Below are 21,125 nucleotides of genomic sequence, written 5' to 3' on the forward strand. Positions count from 1 at the left end.
ACGGCGATCCGGTGGACTGGGTGCCGTGGAATGTGGCTCCGGGAACGATCTGGCTGGTCGGCAGCCCGGCTGTCGTCGCGGCCGCAGCGACCATGGACGAGGTGTTCTGGGACCACCGCGACCAGTTCATCCAGCAGACCGCACCCGGTGAAGAGGTATGGCGACAGGCCAGGGACCGCATGGAAACCGCCCGGCTGCACTTCATCAATGCAGCCCGCCCGCATGTCGATCCCCGGCACACCCGACTCACGCAGGTACCTGTCAGCCGCCCTCCGCTGCCTCATCTGACGGACTCCGGCGCCGACCAGCAGCCGGACGGGCGCCCAACGCCGGACGCATCCGACGCTTGACCTCGGCATCCCCGTTCAAAGGACCGGGCCGGCGACCGGTTCCGGCGCGCCAGAGGACGAGGACCGGCTGAGCGTGGAGGAGTCGGACCGGATCCCGCGGAATCCGCCTGGCGCCGACAATCCGAGCTGAGTACCTGCTCTGCCCGTAGGTGATCAAACAGAAGGTGAGGACGAAGGGGGTTCCGCTCTGGGGAACCCCAGCAGGCCGGGGCTCGGGACGCGCCGAGCACGCGGAACGAGCCCGGTTCCGACAAGCCGTTTTGCCCCACCGTCAGGCGGCTATGTTCAGCCAGTCATCCCACACCCACGGCAGGCACGCTGTGTAGCGTGGCATCGCTCCCGAAGGGGCTCGCCTCCGAAAGCGTCAGCGGTGTCAGCGAAAATCGCTGAACTGCGGAAACGACGTCAGCGCTTGTCAGCGATGTCAGCGTTATTGGGTTTTTCGCTGACAACGCTGACGTCCGCGCTGAGGTCCCCCCTTCCTTCCGCTCACGACGACGTCCGTACAGCCGTCGCGTCGGCACAGGCCGACGACATGCTCCTCGAACTCCTGCCACGACATGGCGTCCACGGCCGCTATGGACACCTCGCGCGCATTGCGCTCCTCAGTAGCACGCCACGCACGGTCCCCATCCCGTGCTGCCCTGTGCGCTCGCGGCAGCCACCATCCGGCTCCGCCGAGCACCCCGATGCACAACACTCCGACTGCGTACGGCCAGACAACGCCCCCGCTCCACACCAAGACCACCACGAGGGCCACACCCGCCAAGCTGTCCCACTTACGGAACACTGCCGTGCGCGCCCTACGCCGCGGCCGTCGTCCTCCTGTTCGTGCCGCCATACCGTCCCCTCGCACCGCGTCCCTTCGACCCTGCGGGCAGTCTGAGAAGCGGACCAGTGCGCCACAAGAACGCGTTGTCAGCCGACGGCGGCTCCGAGGCGGCTGCCCATCACTCCGCGTGCGAATCTCAGCCAAAACGCGGAACCAGGGGAGTCCGTGTAGCCACCGGAGAAAACAAAGGCGCAGGTCGATGACCTGCGGAGATGGTGCGCACACTTTTGCATGGCAGATGTCAGGGGTTCGACTTCCCTGGGCTCCACACCCTGAAGACCCCTCTGACCTGTGGAAACGAGGTTGGAGGGGGGCTTTCTGTACAGGCTTTGCGCGATCCTCGATCCCCGGCCGACTCGGCTGGTTCCACGTGAAACATCGTTGTGGGCGGGAGACCTCAGGTCTCCCGCCCACAACGATGTTGAAACCAGTGGATACGAGCCGACATGAACCGGCGGCGTCAGCCGCGCTTGTTGCGCTCCGCCGCCTCTGCCTCGGCCTGCTTCGCCTGGACCTCGGGATCGAGCGCCTCCTGGCCGCTGCCGTCGACCGAGGCCAGCTGACCGGTGTCCGGCACCTCCGTGGCGGCCGGCGGCTCCACCAGCCAGTCGGGGTTGGCCTGCTTGTCCCACCACTTCCAAGCGGCGAAGGCACCGCCCGCCAGGACGCCAAGAACAGCCAGCCCCTTCGCAAGGCGCCCGACCCTGGCCCGCCGCTGATGCCTACGGGCCAGCTTCTCGATCTCCTTCGGTGAGACCTGGCCGCGCAGCGCCGCCAGCGCCGCCGCACTACGGGCCGCCGCCTCCTCACGGACAGGCCCGGCCGCCGCCCTGGCCTGCTCGATCCTCGGCCGGGAGTAGTCAGCGGCCTGCCGGGCGGCGATGCGGGCGCGCAGCGCAGCCTCGTGGGCGGCGTAGTCAACCTTCGGCGGCACATGAGTGCGCGCCTGCTCCAGGCGCGGCGCGAGATGGGCGTCGTACTGCGTACGAGCCTGATCGGCGGCCTGGTGAGCGGCAGCCGACACCTTCGGTGCGAGCCGTACGCGTGCTTCCTGCGCGTAGTGCGCGGCCCGGTCCTTGGCCGTGTCGGCGTAGGGCGCCACCGCTTCCGCGGCGTGCAGCACGCTGCCCTTCGCCGAGCCGGTCGCGGCGCGCACGCTGTCGATGCGGGTCACGGGATCCTCCTCCTCGGTGGCGTACGGGGGGCATTGAGAAATCCCCCAGAAAGACACAGTTCACCTTTCCACCCTTATCAGGATCATGCCTGTCGGAGCGCTCCGGAGCGTTCGCGAGCGGGCATCCGAGCCATGCGTACCGACCGCAAGCGCACTCGGGGCAATAACTGATCAATACGGTGCAACAAGGGCTTGCCGACGACAATGCCACGGATTCTCCGGCCACGCGCCCCTTTGGGACGAAGCAGCTCAGACCGGTGGCGACGCGAGACGGGCAGCGCAGGCCGTGCGAGGATCGAGGAGTAACAAAGGACAACGGAAGGCAGATCGTGGCCGAGCAGCTCTACGCCACCCTGAAGACCAACCAAGGCGACATCGAAGTGCGGCTCCTGCCGAACCACGCGCCCAAGACGGTCCGGAACTTCGTCGAGCTCGCCAAGGGCGAGCGTGAGTGGACCAACCCCGAGACCGGGGAGAAGACCACGGACAGACTCTACGACGGCACGGTCTTCCACCGGGTGATCAGCGGATTCATGATCCAGGGCGGCGACCCCCTGGGCAACGGCACAGGCGGCCCCGGCTACCAGTTCGAGGACGAGTTCCATCCCGACCTCGCCTTCGACAAGCCGTACCTGCTGGCCATGGCGAACGCCGGCCCGGGCACCAACGGCTCGCAATTCTTCATCACCGTCTCCCCGACGGCCTGGCTGACCCGCAAGCACACCATCTTCGGCGAGGTCACCGACGCGGCCAGCCAGAAGATCGTCGACGCCATCGCCTCGATGCAGACCAACCCGCGCACCGACCGCCCCGTCAACGACGTGGTCATCGAGTCGGTCGTCGTCGAGACCCGCTGAGCCCCGACCGTCGCTGAAGACCCGACCGTCGCTGAGGCCGGCCCACCGCCGAAGCCAAGCCTCCGCGCCCGTACTTGCGGGAGCCAGGACGCGAGCCGGGGCCCGAAAACCAAGGCCAGGGAACCAATGCGCCCCGCCCGTCCGTAGAAGGAAGGGCGGGGCGGTGCATTGGGGTATCCGCCCCTGGGACACCGCCGAGTGCCCGCCGTACGGAGAATGAGGGGACCCCATGGACCAGGTGCCAGGCAGCCCGCAGGGACCGCAGGACGCCCAGAACCTGCCCACCTGCTACCGGCACCCCGACCGGGAGACCGGCATCCGCTGCACCCGCTGCGAGCGCTCCATCTGCCCCGAATGCATGGTCAGCGCCTCAGTCGGCTTCCAATGCCCCGAGTGCGTACGAGACGGCTCCGGCACAGGCCACTCACCGGCCGTCAGCCGGCCACGCACCCTCGCCGGCGGCACGATCACCGAAGACCCCCGGCTCATCACCAAGATCCTCGTCGGCCTCAACCTTGCTTTCTTCCTGGTCCAACTCTCCGTCGGCGAACGCTTCGATGAGCGCTTCGAACTCCTCGGGCTCGCATACGTGCCGGGCCTCGGCAGCGTCGAAGGCGTCGCCGAAGGACAGTGGTACCGCCTCGTCACGGCCATGTTCCTGCACGGCAGCGTCATCCACATCGCCTTCAACATGCTCAGCCTGTGGTGGATCGGCGGCCCCCTCGAAGCAGCCCTCGGACGCGCCCGCTACATCGCCCTCTACGCAATCTCCGGCCTCGCAGGCAGCGCCCTCACCTACCTGCTCGCCGAACCCAACCAGCCCTCACTCGGCGCCTCCGGCGCCATCTTCGGCCTCTTCGGCGCGACCGCCATCCTCATGCGTCGGCTCAACTACGACATGCGCCCCGTCATCGCCCTGCTGGTGATCAACCTGATCTTCACCTTCGGGTGGAGCAACATCGCCTGGGAAGCCCACATCGGCGGCCTCGTCGGCGGCGTGATGATCGGCTACGCGATGGTCCACGCACCTCGCGCACGGCGGACTCTGATCCAGTACGGCGTCTGCGCGCTGGTGCTGATAGCCGTTGTGGTCATGACACTCATCAGGACCGGTCAGCTCACCTGAGGTGCCGACGTTGTCCACAGACTGTGCCGGATCTTGTGCATGCTGTGTGGGAACGGGTGTGCCCCCTGCCGCTGACCTGGGTTTCCCCAGGCAGGGCAGGGGGCGAACGGACTTCCGGATCCCGGTAGGTCAGTCACACCGGGGTCAACGCCCAATGGGTTATCCACAGATCGGCTGTGTTTTCCACCGCTGATCGGCCATGTTTTCCACCGCTGTGGACAGCTGTGGATAACTTTCCGTGGGCAGCTTCAGTCAGGACTTGCCGTACAGGTCCTCGACACCTTGGGGCCGCGTTACTTCCACTGCGTCGAAACGCCGAACCCCGCGGCGATGAAGCCGAAGCCCACCACGATGTTCCAGTTGCCGAGGGAATCGATCGGCAGCGAGCCGTCCGTCACATAGAAAACGACGATCCAGGCGAGGCCGATGAGGAACATGGCCAGCATGACCGGGGCGACCCAGCCGCGGCTGGTCAGCTTGATGTTGGTTGCCTGCTTCGCCGCGGGCGGCGTGTAGTCGGCCTTCTTGCGGATACGTGACTTCGGCACGAGGGTCTCTCCTGTCGATGCGCTGCGTGGCCGCGCAGGGAACGTGGGCTGGCTCCGGAGCAGCGTACAAGGGGACTCTTAGGGCTCCCCCGGGCGTCCGTTAGCGTAGTGCTTCCGCGGCGCCGAAGGAGATAAGGGTACGTTGAGCAATTCTGCCGACTCGCCCCAGGCGGGTTCCAGCCCTGTGCGTATGCGGCGTTTTCGTCCGGTGCGTGTGCTGACGGTGGCTGTGTTCGCTCTCGCCGGGTTGATCTTCTTCACCAGTTTCAACACGGCCAAGGGCACCAATATCCGTACGGATGCCTCGTTGCTGAAGCTCTCCGATCTCATCCAGGAGCGCAGCCACAAGAACGGCCGGCTCGGCGAGAACAACGCGACGTTGCGCGAGGATGTCGAAGCCCTCGCCGAACGTGACGACGGCAGTACGAAGGCGGAGGACGAAAGGCTCGCTGCTCTGGAGGGCAACGCGGGCACGCAGAAGCTCAAGGGCGAGGCCCTCACGGTCACGCTGAACGATGCACCGCCGAATGCCACGGCCAAGCTCCCCGGTTACCCCGAGCCTCAGCCGGACTACCTGGTCATTCACCAGCAGGATCTGCAGGCGGTGGTCAACGCCATGTGGCAGGGCGGCGCCAAGGGCATCAAGGTCATGGACCAGCGGCTGATCTCCACCAGCGCCGTGCGCTGCGTCGGCAACACCCTGATCCTTCAGGGCCGCGTCTATTCGCCCCCGTACAAGATCACCGCGGTTGGTGACCCGGAGAAGCTGCAGAAGGCCCTGACGGCGTCTCCTGCGATCCAGAACTACATGGTGTACGTCAATGTCTATGGGCTCGGCTGGAAAGTCGAGGAGAAAGGGGCAGTGACTCTTCCCGGCTACTCGGGCACAGTGGATCTCCACTACGCGAAGCCTGTGGAGTAAGCCCGCCGGGAGCCGCCGATGCGAGTGATCATCAGGACGTTCAGCGAACTGTGCATCACCGTGGGCGGCGTCATCGTGCTCTTTGTCGTCTATGTGCTGTTCTGGACCGGCGTGAAGGCCGACAGTGCGATGGACGACCAGATCGACAGCCTCCAGGACCGGTGGTCGAAGGGGACGGTCGCGGCCGAGGCCCCCGCAGTCGAGAATCCCGAGCCGCCGGCGCCGTACGAGGACGGCAAACCCTTCGCCGTCATGTACATCCCGCGCTTAGGTTTCACGTGGAACAAGCCCGTGCTCGAAGGCACGAAGACCGGCACGCTGAAGAAGGGTCTTGGTCACTACGCGAGTACGGCGCAGCTCGGCCAGGAGGGCAATTTCGCGGTTGCGGGCCATCGCCGCACGTACGGGGACCCGTTCAAGGACTTCCCCAAGCTGCGCCCCGGTGACGCGGTGGTTCTGACTGATGGCACGACCTGGTTCACGTACCGGATCGACACCGAGCCGTACAAGACGCTGCCCAGTGATATCGCGGTCATCGACCCGGTGCCGAGGAAGTCCGGGTATACGAGGGCGGGTCGCTACCTGACGCTGACGACCTGTGAGCCGGAGTGGGGGCACAGTCACAGGCTGATCGTGTGGGCGCACCTTGATGCCACGCAGCCCGTGGAGGCTGGGAAACCGGAGGCTCTACGCGGTTAGTCTGGTCGTGTACGGCGTGAGTCTGGTGCCGTGGCGTGACGGAAGGGACGGCATGTACAGCTTCATCTGGCGGCATCTGCCGGGAAACGCGTTGATCAAGGCGCTGATCTCCATCGTGCTGGTTCTCGCGGTGGTCTATGTGCTGTTCCAGTACGTCTTCCCGTGGGCCGAACCGCTGCTGCCCTTCAACGATGTGACGGTGGACAACCAGTGAGCGCGCGGATTCTCGTCGTCGACAACTACGACAGCTTTGTCTTTAACCTGGTCCAGTACCTGTATCAACTGGGCGCCGAGTGCGAGGTGCTGCGCAACGACGAGGTGTCGACGGCGCATGCCCAGGACGGCTTCGCCGGCGTGCTGCTGTCGCCCGGACCCGGCACTCCGGAGCAGGCGGGCGTGTGCGTCGACATGGTGCGGCACTGCGCGACGACCGGCGTACCCGTCTTCGGGGTCTGCCTGGGCATGCAGTCGATGCAGGTGGCGTACGGGGGTGTGGTGGACCGTGCGCCCGAGTTGCTGCACGGCAAGACCTCGCTCGTCGAGCACGAGGGCCGGGGTGTCTTCGCGGGGCTGCCGTCGCCGTTCACGGCGACGCGCTACCACTCGCTGGCCGCTGAGCCGGGGACAGTTCCGGCCGAGCTGGAGGTCACGGCCCGTACGCATGACGGGATCATCATGGGGCTGCGGCATCGTGAACTGCCGGTCGAAGGTGTGCAGTTCCATCCCGAGTCCGTGCTGACCGAGCACGGCCACCGCATGCTGGCCAACTGGCTGGCCATGTGCGGTGACTCGGGGGCCGTGGCGAGGTCGACGGGGCTTGCCCCAGTGGTGGGCAGGGCCACGGCGTGACCGCCCTGCGCCCCGAGCGCGACAGCGGCGCCCCGTACGGTGAGGACACCGTGTACGGGGCCGCTGGCGCGTATGGAGGCGCTGCGGGGCCGGAGCAGGAGTGGTACGACCCCGAGGGGTATGTGCGGGACTGGTACGGGGAGCAGGCGGCTTCGTCGTCCGCGGAGTCTCAGTCTTCGCCCTCGTATGACGAACCCTCTTACGGCGAGCCCCCGTACGGCGAGCCCTCGCCCGGGAGGCCTTCGCGCGGGGAGCAGCGGCATGGGGAGGCGTGGCAGGAGGAGGCGTACTCCGAGCCGTACGAGCCCGCTCCGATGCCCCCGATCGATGAAGAGACCGTCGCGCTGCGCGTACCGGACAGCGAGTCCATGCGGGCGGCCAGGTCTGCCACACCCGCCCCTGGCCCCGCCGGCGGCCGTGCGGCCCGGCGTAAGGCCGCCAAGCGGCATGGGCGGCATGGCGGGGCGGTGGAGGAGCCGTCGGCGGCGGAGCCGGGCGCGACGCCTCTCTCGCGGGTGGATGCGCGGCGGGCGGCGCGGGCGCAGAGGCCGGGGGCGGCGGTGATGGCCAGCCGGGCGATCGGTGAGGTGTTCATCACCACGGGCGTGCTGATGCTGCTGTTCGTGACGTACCAGCTGTGGTGGACGAACATCCGGGCGGAGGCCCAGGCGGGCAGTGCGGCGAGCAGTCTGCAGAACGACTGGGCGGCCGGTAAGCGGAAGCCGGGGGCGTTCGAGCCGGGGCAGGGCTTCGCCCTCCTGCACATTCCGAAGCTGGATGTGGTGGTGCCGATCGCCGAGGGCATCGACAAGAAGCGGGTGCTGGACCGCGGCATGGTCGGTCACTACGCGGAGGGTGATCTGAAGACGGCGATGCCGGAGGCGAAGTCGGGCAACTTCGGGCTCGCGGGGCATCGCAACACCCATGGCGAGCCGTTCCGGTACATCAACCGGCTCCAGCCGGGCGATCCGATCGTCGTGGAGACGCAGGACCAGTACTTCGTCTACAAGATGGCGTCGATCCTGCCGGTGACGGCGCCGAGTAACACGGCCGTCCTGGACAAGATCCCCAAGGGATCGGGTTTCACCACGGCGGGCCGCTACATCACTCTGACGACCTGCACTCCCGAGTTCACCAGCAAGTACCGGATGATCGTCTGGGGCAAGATGGTTGAGGAACGGCCGCGCAGCAAGGGCAAGCCGGATGCGCTCGTCAGTTAAGGACAGATGAAGAGTGGCAGCGACGACCGACCACGAAGAGCAGACCGCCGTGCCGGCGCGCTCGCCCGCGCCGCGCCGCCGCGGCCACGGCCGGATCGCGATGGCCGTCAGTGTCTTCGGTGAGCTCCTCATCACGGCCGGCCTGATTCTCGGCCTGTTCGTGGCCTACTCGCTGTGGTGGACGAACGTCGTCGCGGACCGCGAGGCGGACAAGCAGGGCAGCAAGGTACGTGACCACTGGGCCGAGGACCGCGGCCCGGTCGGCCTGGACACCAAGGACGGCATCGGCTTCCTGCACGTACCCGCGATGACGAGAGGCGAGGTACTGGTCAAGAAGGGCACCGACGCGAAGCTCCTCAACGACGGCGTCGCCGGCTACTACACCGACCCGGTCAAGTCCGCGCTCCCGCAGGACAAGAAGGGCAACTTCTCGCTGGCCGCGCACCGCGACGGGCACGGCGCGAAGTTCCACAACATCGACAAGCTGAAGAAGGGCGACCCGATCGTCTTCGAGACCAAGGACGAGTGGTACGTCTACAAGGTCTACGAGATCCTCCCCGAGACCTCCAAGTACAACGTCGATGTCCTCGCCCCCGTCCCCAAGGAATCGGGCAAGAAGAAGGCGGGCCGCTACATCACGCTGACGACCTGCACTCCGGTCTTCACCTCCAACTACCGGTACGTGGTGTGGGGGGAGCTGGAGCGGGTGGAGAAGGTGGATGATGAGCGGACGCCGCCGGAGGAGTTGCGCTGAGCGTGACTGAGGTCCTGTGAGGACCCCAGTCGTCTAGCATGGCGGAGGCCCGAAGCCGCAACTACCTCTTGCGACTTCGGGCCCTTTCCGTGCGAGATGCCAGCGGATCAGCTCAAGGCGGAAAGTTCTGTACCGCCGCTCCACGCTTCGAGCAAGCTGCGGTCCACCGGTGTGACGCCGCCATCAGCCGCGACGTTCATGGCATCGCGCGTGAAGGGACATGTGGCCACGTAGAGCGCCACATCCGCCTTGTACAGGACCTTGGCCGACCCGATGAACTTCTGGACGTGGGAGCTGGTCACAGATACGTAGGGCGCGAATCTCTTGCACTGGACGGCGATGTGTCGTCCGTCGGGTGTCTGTCCCGTGATGTCTACGCCCCGGTCTCCGCCTCCGCCTCGTACGACGACAGCGGTACAGCCGTCACGGCGCAGCAGTTTGGCGACGTGCTCCTCGAACTCGCGCCCGTTCATGGCATCCATGGAGGCCATGACTCCGGCGAGGGGCCGGTCCTCTCGGGGGCCTTCCAGCCGCTGCAGTCGGGCGTTGTGCTGTTGGAGCTTGCGCTCGATGCGCTGGACGCCGCTGCGCAGGGCGATCAATTCCCGGCGGTGCTCGCTCGATGTCTCGATCAATGCGTTGAACATCGGGACGACGGTCTTGCCGAGGACGTAGCTGATGCGCTGGTCGATGCGGTCATCGAGGGAGGGGGAGGCGGCGTCCCTGTGGACAGGGTTATCCACAGGCTGGGTGCGCGCCAGGTACTCCATGTCGAGTAGGTACGTACGCACCTGACGTGCGACTTCGCTGTCGCGGAGGAGCATGGCGACGTTGAGGACGGCGCGGCGGGAGAAGAGCGCGAGGGATGCTGTGCGTGACTGGATCCCACTGAGCTCCTTAAAGGAGCTCAGTTCTGAACCTGTCAAAACCCGGTAGCCGTTGGCTTCCAGTTCCTCGCGGTGGTCGACCACCAGGGAACGGATGGCCTTGATGCCCACCTGGAAGTACGCCGCGACCATCGCCGTAGTCACATGCATGCCGTCCGGCAGCAGCGACAGCGCCTTGACTCTGTCGAGCACGTCCGTGCGCTCCAGCGCGCTGTCGCGCAGAGTCTTCGACTCCAGAAGAGCCGCTTCGTTGATCACGTTCTGTCCTGTCTGCTCGTGGTCCGGCCGTGCGGCCAGGGCGAGGCTCCGATGCCCCACCTCATAGATCGACGAGTCGTCACGTATGAAGACACGATCTACGTGCGAGCAGGTGTTCAACGAGGGCGTTCGGCGACACGTCAGAGCCCCGGCACCCAAGAGTTCAACTTGGGTGCCGGGGCTCTGACGTATGCGGTTGTACGCGGACGGGGCGGGCGTCAGTCCTCGGTGCGGGCGGAGGCGCCGTTGGCGCCGCCCAAGAAGCCGCCGCCGCCGTTGTCTCCGCCGCCGTTGTTCTGGCCGGCGGTGGTCAGGTTGACTGCGGTGCCCTCGGCGACTTGTTGACCGGGGTCTGGGTCCTGATCGAAGACCAACGCGTTGCCGTCTTGAGAGTTGACGTTGCCGACCTTCAGGCCCGCGCCCTCAAGGATCTGCCTGGCGTTGTCGAGGGTCTGGCCGACCACGCCCGGAACCTGGACCTGCTGCTCCTCGTCCTCGGCCTCCTTGCCGATCTGGATGTTCACCGTGGAGTTCGGCTCGACCTGGGAGTTGGCGCCGGGGTCGGTGGAGATGACCTTGCCGACCAGGTTGTCGTCCTCGGTCTCCACCTCGGCGCAGGTGCCTACGAGGTTGTTGGCCACCATCTGTGCCTTGGCCTCGTCACAGGTCCTGCCCGCGACGTCGGGGACGATCGACTGTTCCCTTTCCTCGGCGATGGTGAGGGTGATCTTCGATCCCTTTTCCACTTCCTTGCCGAATGCGGGGTCCGTCTCCAGGACGGTTCCGGGCTCCTCGTCCGACTCCTTGGTCTTCGTGTCGACGTTGAACTGGTAGTCGTCGCCCTGGAGCTTCGTCGTGGCGGCGTCTTCCTTGTCTCCGATGACGTTCGGCACCGCCACCTTCGGCGCCCCCGTAGACACCGTCAGCGTGATCGTGTCGCCCTTGCTGACCGGGTCCTTCGCCTTCGGGGTCTGGTCGCAGACACTGCCCTTCGGAGTGTTCTCGCAGGCCTTCTCGGTCTCCGTCACCTTCAGGTCGACGTTCTTCGCCATGTTCTTGGCTTCGGGCAGGGTCCGGTTGACGAAGTTGGGTGCCGCGAAGGACTCGTTGTCCGTGCCGCCCGTCGAGCTGAACACCCACTTCCCGATGAGGACCGCGCCCACCAGGACCAGGACACCCGCGACGACCAGCAGGATCGTGGAGGCGTTGCTCTTCTTCGGTCGGCGGCGGTCGCCTCCGTCGTAGCCGAAGCCGTCGCCGTCCGGGCCCATCGGGGGGAGCATGGATGTCTGCTGGCCGCCAGGGGTGGGGCGCAGGGCTGTGGTGGGCCTGTCGTCGGGGTAGCCGCCGTAGCCGACGGAGCCCAGGGCGGCGGTGGCCGCTACGGGCTGGCCGTCGAGGCAGGCCTCGATGTCGACGCGCATCTCGTCGGCGGACTGGTAGCGGTAGTCCGGGTCCTTGACCAGGGCCTTGAGGACGATGGCGTCCATCTCGGACGTGATCTCGGGGTCGAAGTTGCTCGGCGGCTGCGGCTCCTCGCGTACGTGCTGGTACGCGACGGAGACCGGGGAGTCTCCGACGAACGGCGGCCGGACCGTCAGCAGCTCGTAGAGCAGGCAGCCGGTGGAGTACAGGTCGGACCGGGCGTCGACCTGCTCGCCCTTGGCCTGCTCCGGGGAGAGGTACTGGGCGGTGCCGATGACCGCGGCGGTCTGCGTCATCGTCATGCCGGAGTCGCCCATGGCGCGGGCGATGCCGAAGTCCATGACCTTGACCTGGCCGTTGCGCGTCAGCATGACGTTCGCGGGTTTGATGTCGCGGTGGACGATGCCGTTGCGGTGTGAGTACTCGAGGGCCTGGAGGATGCCGATGGTCATCTCCATGGCGCGCTCGGGCAGCAGTTTGCGCCCTGAGTGCAGCAGCTCTCGCAGCGTGGACCCGTCGACGTACTCCATCACGATGTACGGGATGGAGATGCCCTCGATGTAGTCCTCACCCGTGTCGTACACGGCGACGATCGCGGGATGGTTGAGCGAGGCGGCCGACTGGGCCTCCCGGCGGAACCGGGCCTGGAAGGACGGGTCGCGCGCGAGGTCCGCGCGCAGCGTCTTCACTGCCACGGTGCGTCCGAGCCGTGTGTCATGGGCGAGATGTACCTCCGCCATGCCACCACGGCCGAGCACCTGGCCCAGCTCGTACCGGCCGCCGAGGCGACGCGGCTCTTCCATAGCTACCTACCAGCCCTCTCCGTCGGTTCCGACCGCACCCAGTTGTGTGGTCCGGCGGTGTGCTGTCCGGGCATACCGTACCCGGCTCGCCTTGACTGACCTGGCCACAACCGTCACCCGATACAGGACCGGTATCGCAACGTGCACCGATGTGAAGGGGACGTGAGCGGGGTCACTTGCTGTCGAGTACTGCTTTCATCACGTCCTTCGCGATCGGTGCGGCGAGACCGCCGCCGGAGATGTCCTCACGTTCGGCCTGGCTGTCCTCGACGACGACGGCGACGGCGACCGGCGAGCTGCCGTCCTCGCCCTTCGCGTACGAGATGAACCAGGCGTACGGCGCCAGCTCGTTGTCGACGCCGTGCTGGGCGGTACCGGTCTTGCCGCCGACCTTGACGTTGGGGATCTGCGCGCGGGTGCCGGTGCCCTCTTCGACGACCGTCTCCATCATCGACTGGAGTTTCTGGGCGTTGTCCGCGGAGAGCGGCTCGCTCATCTTCTCCGGTTCGTGCTGCTCGACGACGTCCACGTTCTGGCCCATCAGCCGGTCGACCATGTACGGCTTCATGAGCGTGCCGTCGTTGGCGATGGCCGAGGCCACCATGGCCATCTGGAGGGGGGTCGTGGCGGTGTCGAACTGGCCGATGGAGCTGAGCGCGGTCTGCGGCTTGTCCAAGGTTGTCGGGAAGACGGAGGCGCTGGAGCGGATCGGTACGAACTGCTCCTTGTTGAAGCCGAACTTCTCGGCGGTCTCCAGCATCTTGTCCTTGCCGAGATCGGAGCCGATCTTGCCGAAGACGGTGTTGCAGGAGTACCTGAGGGCGTTGCGGAGTGTGGCGTCCTTACACGGGATGTTGCCCTCGTTCGGGAGCTCGGTGGTGGTGTCCGGCATGATCCACGGGTCCGGCGAGTCCGTCTTCGCGTCGGGGTCCTTGACGAGGCCGTGTTCCAGGGCTGCGGCCGCGGTGACGGCCTTGAAGGTGGAGCCGGGCGGGTAGGTCTCGCGCAGTGCCCGGTTGAGCATCGGGTCGTCGGGGTTCTGCTTCTTCTGGAGCTTGGTCCAGGCCTTGGTGTCGGTGTCCGTGGAGTTCCCGGCGAACGTCGACGGGTCGTACGAGGGCGTGGAGGCGAGCGCCAGGATCGCGCCGGTGGAGGGGTCGATGGCGGCGACGGCACCCTTCTTGTCGCCGAGGCCGTCGAAGGCCGCCTTCTGGGCGGCGCCGTTGAGGGTGGTGACGACGTTGCCGCCCTTCTGCTTCTTGCCGGTGATCATGTCGAGGGTGCGGCGGAAGAAGAGCCGGTCGTCGTTGCCGGTGAGGATGCCGTCCTCGATGGATTCCAGCTGGGTCGCGCCGAAGGCCTGCGAGGCGTAGCCCGTGACGGGGGCCCACATCTCGCCGTTCTTGTAGGTGCGCTTCCACTTGTAGTCGCTGCTCGAGGTCTCGGTGGAGCCGGTGATCGGCTTGCCGTCGACGATGATGTCGCCGCGCGGCTGGGCGTAGCGTTCGATGGAGACGCGGCGGTTGTTCTCGTGGTTCTGCAGCGAGTCCGCCTGGACGTACTGGATCCAGTTGTCGCGGATGAGCAGGGCCATCACGAGGAGCCCGCAGAAGATCGCGATGCGGCGCAGGGGCTTGTTCACGGGCGGACCACCTGGGTCATTTCGGCGTCGGGGTTGGAGGCGGGGGCCGGTGCCGGACGGCGCGCGGTGTCGCTGATGCGGAGCAGGATGCCGACCAGGGCCCAGTTGGCGATCACGGAGGAGCCGCCGGAGGCGAGGAACGGCATCGTCATGCCGGTGAGCGGGATCAGGCCCATGACGCCGCCCGCGACGACGAAGATCTGCAGGGCGAAAGCGCCGGAGAGACCGGTGGCGAACAGCTTGCCGAAGGGGTCGCGGGCGGCCAGCGCGGTGCGGATGCCCCGCTCGATGATCAAGGCGTACAGCAGCAGGAATGCCATGACTCCGGCCAGGCCCAGCTCCTCGCCGACGGTGGCGAAGATGAAGTCGGAGTTGGCGGCGAAGCCGATGAGGTCGGAGTTGCCCTGGCCGAGGCCGGTGCCGAGCACGCCGCCGGAGCCGAAGGCCATGATCGACTGGCCGATCTGTTCGCAGGCCCCGGAGTCCGCGTAGCAGCCGAAGGGGTCGAGCCAGGCGTTGACACGGACCTGGACCTGGCTGGCGAAGGTGGAGACGACGACCGCCCCGCCGGCGGACATAAGCAGGCCGATGACGATCCAGCTGGTCCGCTCGGTGGCGACGTACAGCATGATCACGAACATGCCGAAGAACAGCAGGGACGAGCCGAGGTCGTTCTCGAAGATGAGGATGAGCAGGCTGAGGGCCCAGAGGGTGAGGATCGGGCCGAGGTCGCGGCCGCGCGGCAGATACAGGCCCAGGAAGCGGCGGCTGGCGAGGGCGAGCGCGTCCCGTTTCACCATGAGGTAGCCGGAGAAGAAGACGGCGATGACGATCTTCGCGAACTCGCCCGGCTGGATGGAGAACCCGGCGACGCTGATCCAGATCTTGGCGCCGAAGACGTTGGCGCCGAGGCCGGGAACGAGGGGCAGGAGCAGCAGCACGATGGCGGCGACCATGGAGATGTACGTGTAGCGCTGCAGGACGCGGTGGTCCTTGAGCAGCAGGAGGACCGCCACGAACAGCGCGATGCCGATGGCCGAGTACAGCAGTTGCTTGGGGGCCGAGGCGCTGAAGGAGCCGTATGTGTTCTCAGCGAGTTGCTGCAGCCGTTGTGACTGGTCGAGGCGCCAGATGAGCACCAGCCCGAGTCCGTTGAGCAGCGTAGCCACCGGCAGCATCAACGGGTCCGCATACGGCGCGAACTTCCGTACGACGAGATGGCCGACGGCGGCGAGCAGGCCGAGGCCCAGGCCGTAGCCGAGCAGGCCGGAGGGGACCTGGTCGTTGATGGCCAGGCCCACGTTGGCGTAGGCGAACACCGGGATGACGACGGCGAACACCAGCAGCGCCAGCTCGGTGTTGCGCCGGCTGGGCGCGCCGATGGCGCCGATCGTGGACGTATGGTGCGTCGATGGGTTCGTTGTACTGCTCATCGTGTAACGGGGCCTCTCACAGCGTGCGTTGCTTACTGCTTACCGCACAGCGAGACCAGCTTCTGCTCTTCCTCCGAGAGGCTGGGACCGGGTGTGGGAGTGGGTGCGGTGGGGGACGGGTCGGCGGACGGTGACTTCGACGGGTTCGGCGTCGGTGTCGCCTTCGACGCCACGGAGGTCCTTGTGGTTCCCGTGGTGCCGCCTGCTTCGCCTTCACCCGTCTGAGAGTTATTACGGCTCTCGGCCTGCCTGCGTTCGGCGTCTTTCTTGCAAGCCGACGCCTGCGTCGCCAGATCCTCGATTTTCGACCTGGCGGCGGTGAGGCCGCCCTCGGCGATCGTGGCCTCGACCTGCTTCTGCTGATACGGCGGCAGGTACTTGAGTTCGATCTCGGGGTGGTCCTTCTCCACCTTCGACAGCGAAACCCAGGCCAGGTCCTGGCTGATACCGCGGTACAGCGCGACGTGCTCGCCCTTGGTGCCGACGTAGTACTGCGTCTGTGTCCAGCGGTATCCGCCGTACAGCCCGCCGCCGATGACGGCGAGCGCGAGCACGCCGTAGAAGGATCTTTTCAGCCACTTGCGTCCGCGGCGGGGTTTGACGAAGTCCTCGTCGGTGTAGTCGCCGAAGCCGCCCGTGGGGACGTAACCGGTGGTGTCGCCGCTGCCGGGCGGGCCGAACTCGCCGCCGCCTCCTCCGGGCGCGGGGCGGCCGAGGCTGGAGGCGCGGCCCGCGGGCGTCTGCATCGTGCCGTCGTCGTGCAACTGCTGTTGCTGGTTCTCGGCGACCGCGCCCACGACGACCGGGATGTCGGACATCTGCCCCGCGAGGGTGTCCCCGCCGTCGATGTCGAGTACGTCGGCCACGATCACCGTGATGTTGTCCGGGCCGCCGCCTCGCAGAGCGAGCTCGATCAGCTGCTGCACGGTCTCCTGCGGCCCCTGGTAGCTGGCGAGGGTGTCCTCCATCGTCTGATGGCTGACTACCCCCGACAGACCGTCGGAGCAGATCAAGTACCGGTCGCCGGCGCGGACTTCACGGATCGACAGATCCGGCTCGACGTGGTCGCCGCTGCCCAGCGCACGCATCAGCAGCGAGCGCTGCGGGTGCGTGGTGGCCTCGTCCTCGGTGATGCGTCCCTCGTCGACGAGCCGCTGCACCCAGGTGTGGTCCTGGGTGATCTGCGTCAGTACGCCGTCCCGCAGCAGATACGCGCGGGAGTCTCCGACGTGCACGAGGCCGAGCCGCTGCCCGGTCCACAGCAGTGCCGTCAGCGTTGTCCCCATGCCCTCGAGCTCGGGGTCCTCCTCGACCATCAGCCGAAGCTGGTCGTTGGCGCGCTGCACGGCTGTGCCGAGCGAGGTCAGGATGTCGGAACCCGGTACGTCGTCGTCGAGCGCGACGATGGTGGAGATCACCTCGGAGCTGGCGACCTCACCGGCGGCCTGGCCGCCCATCCCGTCGGCGATCGCGAGCAGGCGCGGACCGGCATAACCGGAGTCCTCGTTGCCCTCGCGGATCATGCCTTTGTGCGATCCGGCGGCGAAGCGCAGTGACAGACTCATGCGCACCTCGCCCGTCGGCTCCGGGTACATCCGCACGGTGCCCACCCTCCGGTCGGGAGCGCGCCGGGGTCCACCCAAGGGACCGCCGCTGCGTGCTCGCTCCGCTCGCTCATTGTCGTACTACTTCCGCAGCTCGATGACGGTTTTGCCGATGCGGATCGACGCGCCCAGCGGAATCGGCGTGGGGGTCGTCAGCCGGGTCCGGTCGAGATACGTGCCGTTGGTGGACCCGAGGTCCTCCACGATCCACTGGCCGTCACGGTCCGGGTAGATCCTGGCATGCCTGCTGGAGGCGTAGTCGTCGTCCAGGACGATCGTGGAGTCGTGCGCACGCCCCAGTGTGATGGTCTGCCCCTGCAGCGCGACCGTCGTACCCGTGAGGATGCCCTCGGAGACGACGAGCTTGGTGGGTGCGCCACGGCGTTGACGGCCGCCGCCGCTCGCCTGCTGGCGCTGCTGCGGGGGCGCGGCCTGTTGCCGGGCGGCCTGCTGCGGCCGTCCGCTTTCCCGGCGCGAGCCGCGCTGTGTGACACGCGTTCCGAACAGATCGCTGCGGATGACCTGCACGGCCACGATCACGAACAGCCACAGTACGGCCAGGAAACCCAACCGCATGACCGTGAGGGTCAGCTCTGACATTGCCCCCGCTTCACCCTTCGGCTTGCCGATAAATGATGGTGGTGTTGCCCACGACGATCCGCGAGCCGTCGCGGAGCGTAGCGCGGGTGGTGTGCTGCCCGTCCACCACGATGCCGTTGGTGGACCCGAGATCCTGGATCGTCGAGGGCGTTCCGGTCCGGATCTCACAGTGCCGACGCGAGACGCCGGGGTCGTCGATCCGCACGTCGGCGTCGGTGCTGCGGCCCAGCACCAGCGTCGGGCGGGAGATCTGATGGCGGGTGCCGTTGATCTCGATCCAGTGCCGTACGCGCGCACCGGGCAGCGGGCCGGGAGCCGCGGCACCACGGCCCTGGGCCATCGGCGACGCGGGGCCGCCGCGGCCGCCGGGCGGCGGCGCGGACGGCATGGGGGGAGCGCCCGTCGGCTGGGCCGCCGGCGGCGGGTAGCCGTAGCCCCCGGGGCGGCCGGCCGGGCCTCCTGCGGGAGCGCGCTCCGGAGCCTGCTGGCTGGCGGAGGAGGCGAGCGTACGGCTGCGTACCCGGTACAGGCCGGTGTCGAGGTCGTCCGCCTTCTCCAGATGGACCTTGATGGAGCCCATGAAGGTGTAGCGCTGCTGCTTCGCGTAGTCGCGCACCATGCCGGCGAGCTCGTCGCCGAGCTGGCCGGAGTAGGGGCTGAGGCGCTCGAAGTCCGGCGTACTCAGCTCCACGATGAAGTCGTTGGGGACGACGGTCCGCTCGCGGTTCCAGATCGTCGCGTTGTTGTCGCACTCGCGCTGGAGCGCTCCGGCGATCTCGACGGGCTGGACCTCGGACTTGAACACCTTGGCGAAGGTGCCGTTGACCAGACCTTCGAGGCGCTGCTCGAATTTCTTCAGGACTCCCATGGGGCACCTCCTCCTTCGTCGCTGTCCTGGTACTGCTTACTGATCGTATCCACGCGCCGGGAAATCGGGTGGTTCCCTCTGTCGGCACGGTCGACGGGTGTCGACGCCCACTGAAGTCCCCTCCCGAAGTTCCCTTCGGAGCCCCTCTTCGAACTCCCCCTGGGCACTCCCATGGGAAGGATCGTAGAGGTGGCTTCACCACAGTGTCCCGCACCCGACTGTGGACCCTGCCCCCCTCCTGGGGAGATGGCCGGGACCGGTACGAGGTTGATACGTGAACAGGTTCTGGCCGATACGAACGGGGTGGGTGTGGTGGGACACAAGGCACTGTGAGGGGCGGCTGCGCAGGTGATGCCGGGGTCTGCCGCCTCGTCCCTGCCTCGTTGCTGCCCCCGGAAAGGGATGTGAATCCACCCTTGGCAGCGTGCTAATCTTCTGCATGTCGCCAGGCGCTCGCACCCTCGGGTGAGAGACGGACGACACACCCAATGCGCGGGTGGCGGAATAGGCAGACGCGCTGGATTCAGGTTCCAGTGCCCGCAAGGGCGTGGGGGTTCAACTCCCCCCTCGCGCACAGATGAAGCCCCGCAGGTCTTGGACCTGCGGGGCTTTCGCGTTGTCCGGGGTCGGGACTGAGTGGGCCCGGGTCGCCTCGGGCTCGTCCCGGGTCGCGCCAGGGCGTCTTGGGTGAGGACAATCACAGGGAATACCTGGTGTTTTCCACAGAAGTGGAGTTGTCCACAGGGACTCACACGGGTCGGTGCCCGGCTGTACCGTCGTGGCGAGTTGATGTTCGTGCACGGGGGAGGCGGTCGGAGTGAGCGAGAGCGGTGGCGCGGTGGCGGCACGGACTGAGCAGGCGGGACAGGCGGGACAGGCCAGGGTTGCCGGGGTGCGCGGGTTCGCGCAGTGGCCGGCGCAGGGGTTGCCCAAGGAAGAGGGCAAGGCGTTGCGGGAGCGGGTGCCGCGAGCCGCGCATGGCTCTCTCGGCGGGGACGGTGACCGTCTCGGTGCCGTGACCGCCGTCGAGGAGTCCAACCGCGGCCGCATCCCCGACCTCACGGCGATACGGGTCGGAAGGATGGCGGCCACCCCCTTCGCCTTCCTGCGCGGTTCGGCCGGACTCATGGCGTACGACCTGGCGCGTACGCCCATGACGGGCATCGGCGCGCAGATCTGCGGTGACGCGCACGCGGCGAACTTCGGCCTCTACGCGGACGCGCGCGGCGGCCTCGTCATCGACCTGAACGACTTCGACGAGACGGTGCACGGGCCCTGGGAGTGGGACCTCAAACGGCTCGCTACCTCGCTGGTCCTCGCGGGCCGGGAGGCGGGAGCGGACGAGGACACCTGCCGCAAGGCGGCGCACTACGCGACTGGCTCCTACCGGCGCACCATGCGGCTGCTCGCCAAACTCCCGGTCCTGGACGCCTGGAACGCCATCGCCGACGAGGAACTGGTCTCGCACACCGACGCCCACGACCTGCTGGGCACCCTGGAACGGGTCTCGGAGAAGGCGCGGGCCAACACCAGTGGCCGCTTCGCCGCGAAGTCGACGGAGCCGGTCGAGGGCGGTGGGCGCCGCTTCGTCGATGCACCGCCGGTGCTGCGGCGCATACCCGACGCGGAGGCCTCCGGGGTGGCGGCGTCGCTGGAGGAGTACTTGACCACGCTCTCCGAGGACCGCCTCCCGCTCCTCGCGCGGTACGCGGTGCACGACGTCGCGTTCCGAGTGGTCGGCACGGGAAGCGTGGGCCTGCGCTCGTACGTGGTGCTCCTGCTGGACCACCGGGACGAAGCTCTCGTCCTCCAGGTGAAGGAGACCCGCCCCTCCGCCCTGCTGCCGCACCTGAGGACGGCGGGCCTGACGGTGCCGGAGATCGAGCACGAGGGCCGTCGTGTCGTCCTCGGCCAGAAGCGCATGCAGGTGGTGAGCGACATCCTGCTCGGCTGGACCTCGGTGGACGGGCGGCCTTTCCAGGTACGCCAGTTCCGCAACCGCAAGGGCAGCGTCGACCCCGCGGCCCTGGCCGCCGACCAGATCGACGACTACGCCCGTATGACAGGTGCCCTGCTGGCCCGCGCCCATGCCCACAGCGCCGATCCCCGACTGATCGCGGGCTACTGCGGCAAGAGCGAGGAACTGGACGAGGCGATCGCGTCCTTCTCGGTGGCCTACGCGGACCGCACCGAGGCGGACCATGCGGAGTTGGTGAGGGCTGTGCGGGCGGGGAGGGTTGTGGGGGAGTTGGGGACAGGCTTGGTCATGTCCTG

Annotated in this window: 19 protein-coding genes and 1 tRNA gene; 11 read left to right on the plus strand and 9 right to left on the minus strand. The window is 67.4% G+C overall.

Annotated elements, in window-relative coordinates:
• Positions 1 to 20 precede the first annotated feature (20 nt).
• Entirely contained in the window at positions 21 to 350 is a 330-nt protein-coding gene (locus OP79_RS18410) for a hypothetical protein (protein WP_211270817.1), read from the plus strand.
• A 1,292-nt stretch (positions 351 to 1,642) separates the two neighbouring features.
• On the opposite strand, the gene OP79_RS18415 is transcribed toward OP79_RS18410, so the two are convergent.
• On the minus strand, positions 1,643 to 2,356 hold the full coding sequence (locus tag OP79_RS18415) for a DUF5324 family protein (RefSeq protein ID WP_033321327.1): 714 nt from the start codon (positions 2,354 to 2,356) through the stop codon (positions 1,643 to 1,645).
• A gap of 329 nt (positions 2,357 to 2,685) precedes the next feature.
• Between OP79_RS18415 and OP79_RS18420 the strand changes: the two genes are divergently transcribed.
• Complete coding sequence (locus OP79_RS18420) at positions 2,686 to 3,213, plus strand: peptidylprolyl isomerase (protein ID WP_033321328.1); 528 nt, start codon at positions 2,686 to 2,688, stop codon at positions 3,211 to 3,213.
• A gap of 229 nt (positions 3,214 to 3,442) precedes the next feature.
• Complete coding sequence (locus tag OP79_RS18425) at positions 3,443 to 4,339, plus strand: rhomboid family intramembrane serine protease (RefSeq protein ID WP_033321329.1); 897 nt, start codon at positions 3,443 to 3,445, stop codon at positions 4,337 to 4,339.
• Positions 4,340 to 4,632: 293 nt separating this feature from the next.
• Here OP79_RS18425 and crgA read toward each other — a convergent pair whose 3' ends face one another.
• Entirely contained in the window at positions 4,633 to 4,887 is a 255-nt protein-coding gene (gene crgA / locus OP79_RS18430; protein WP_033321330.1) for a cell division protein CrgA, read from the minus strand.
• Between the two features lie 142 nt (positions 4,888 to 5,029).
• On the opposite strand from crgA, the gene OP79_RS18435 reads away from it, so the two are divergent.
• Genes OP79_RS18435 through OP79_RS18460 form a run of 6 tightly spaced genes read left to right on the plus strand, consistent with a single transcriptional unit; the run spans position 5,030 to position 9,331 of the window.
• Positions 5,030 to 5,809, plus strand: a complete 780-nt coding sequence (locus OP79_RS18435) for a DUF881 domain-containing protein (RefSeq protein WP_211270818.1) — start codon at positions 5,030 to 5,032, stop codon at positions 5,807 to 5,809.
• 18 nt (positions 5,810 to 5,827) lie between these two features.
• Positions 5,828 to 6,508 (plus strand): class E sortase, encoded by a 681-nt coding sequence (locus tag OP79_RS18440; RefSeq protein WP_033321332.1) that lies wholly within the window; start codon positions 5,828 to 5,830, stop codon positions 6,506 to 6,508.
• 52 nt (positions 6,509 to 6,560) lie between these two features.
• Positions 6,561 to 6,722, plus strand: coding sequence for a hypothetical protein (locus OP79_RS53960; RefSeq protein WP_033321333.1), 162 nt, complete (start codon positions 6,561 to 6,563; stop codon positions 6,720 to 6,722).
• Positions 6,719 to 7,357, plus strand: a complete 639-nt coding sequence (locus tag OP79_RS18450) for an aminodeoxychorismate/anthranilate synthase component II (protein WP_033321334.1) — start codon at positions 6,719 to 6,721, stop codon at positions 7,355 to 7,357. Before OP79_RS53960 ends, OP79_RS18450 begins: the two co-directional genes overlap by 4 nt.
• Positions 7,354 to 8,577: a class E sortase gene (locus OP79_RS18455; protein ID WP_033321335.1), complete on the plus strand. Its 1,224-nt coding sequence runs from the start codon at positions 7,354 to 7,356 to the stop codon at positions 8,575 to 8,577. The genes OP79_RS18450 and OP79_RS18455 overlap by 4 nt, the downstream gene beginning before the upstream one ends.
• Before the next feature lie 13 nt (positions 8,578 to 8,590).
• Positions 8,591 to 9,331, plus strand: a complete 741-nt coding sequence (locus OP79_RS18460; RefSeq protein ID WP_033321336.1) for a class E sortase — start codon at positions 8,591 to 8,593, stop codon at positions 9,329 to 9,331.
• A gap of 107 nt (positions 9,332 to 9,438) precedes the next feature.
• Here the strand turns inward: OP79_RS18460 and OP79_RS18465 are convergent, their stop codons facing one another.
• The 7 genes from OP79_RS18465 to OP79_RS18495 all read right to left on the minus strand — a co-directional run bounded on the left by OP79_RS18465 (position 9,439) and on the right by OP79_RS18495 (position 18,851).
• A complete protein-coding gene (locus OP79_RS18465) occupies positions 9,439 to 10,536 on the minus strand; it encodes a restriction endonuclease (protein WP_245685360.1) in 1,098 nt (365 codons plus the stop codon).
• Positions 10,537 to 10,694: 158 nt separating this feature from the next.
• A complete protein-coding gene (gene pknB, locus OP79_RS18470) occupies positions 10,695 to 12,704 on the minus strand; it encodes a Stk1 family PASTA domain-containing Ser/Thr kinase (protein WP_033321337.1) in 2,010 nt (669 codons plus the stop codon).
• A 172-nt stretch (positions 12,705 to 12,876) separates the two neighbouring features.
• Entirely contained in the window at positions 12,877 to 14,346 is a 1,470-nt protein-coding gene (locus OP79_RS18475) for a peptidoglycan D,D-transpeptidase FtsI family protein (RefSeq protein ID WP_033321338.1), read from the minus strand.
• The gene (locus OP79_RS18480) at positions 14,343 to 15,779 is read right to left on the minus strand and encodes an FtsW/RodA/SpoVE family cell cycle protein (RefSeq protein WP_033321339.1); all 1,437 of its coding nucleotides are present in this window, start codon (positions 15,777 to 15,779) and stop codon (positions 14,343 to 14,345) included. The genes OP79_RS18475 and OP79_RS18480 overlap by 4 nt, the downstream gene beginning before the upstream one ends.
• Before the next feature lie 32 nt (positions 15,780 to 15,811).
• Entirely contained in the window at positions 15,812 to 17,344 is a 1,533-nt protein-coding gene (locus tag OP79_RS18485) for a Stp1/IreP family PP2C-type Ser/Thr phosphatase (protein ID WP_245685361.1), read from the minus strand.
• Between the two features lie 120 nt (positions 17,345 to 17,464).
• On the minus strand, positions 17,465 to 17,983 hold the full coding sequence (locus OP79_RS18490; protein ID WP_033321341.1) for an FHA domain-containing protein FhaB/FipA: 519 nt from the start codon (positions 17,981 to 17,983) through the stop codon (positions 17,465 to 17,467).
• 10 nt (positions 17,984 to 17,993) lie between these two features.
• Positions 17,994 to 18,851 (minus strand): FHA domain-containing protein, encoded by an 858-nt coding sequence (locus OP79_RS18495; protein ID WP_033321342.1) that lies wholly within the window; start codon positions 18,849 to 18,851, stop codon positions 17,994 to 17,996.
• A 490-nt stretch (positions 18,852 to 19,341) separates the two neighbouring features.
• Between OP79_RS18495 and OP79_RS18500 the strand changes: the two genes are divergently transcribed.
• Together OP79_RS18500 and OP79_RS18505 are read left to right on the plus strand one after the other, a co-directional pair.
• Positions 19,342 to 19,425, plus strand: a tRNA-Leu gene (locus OP79_RS18500).
• A gap of 243 nt (positions 19,426 to 19,668) precedes the next feature.
• Positions 19,669 to 21,125 (plus strand): DUF2252 domain-containing protein (locus OP79_RS18505; RefSeq protein WP_078491868.1); only part of this gene is annotated, 1,457 nt, incomplete at its 3' end.

The sequence above is a fragment of the Streptomyces yerevanensis genome (assembly GCF_000716805.1).
In the GTDB taxonomy this organism is placed as follows: Bacteria; Actinomycetota; Actinomycetes; order Streptomycetales; family Streptomycetaceae; genus Streptomyces; species Streptomyces flaveus.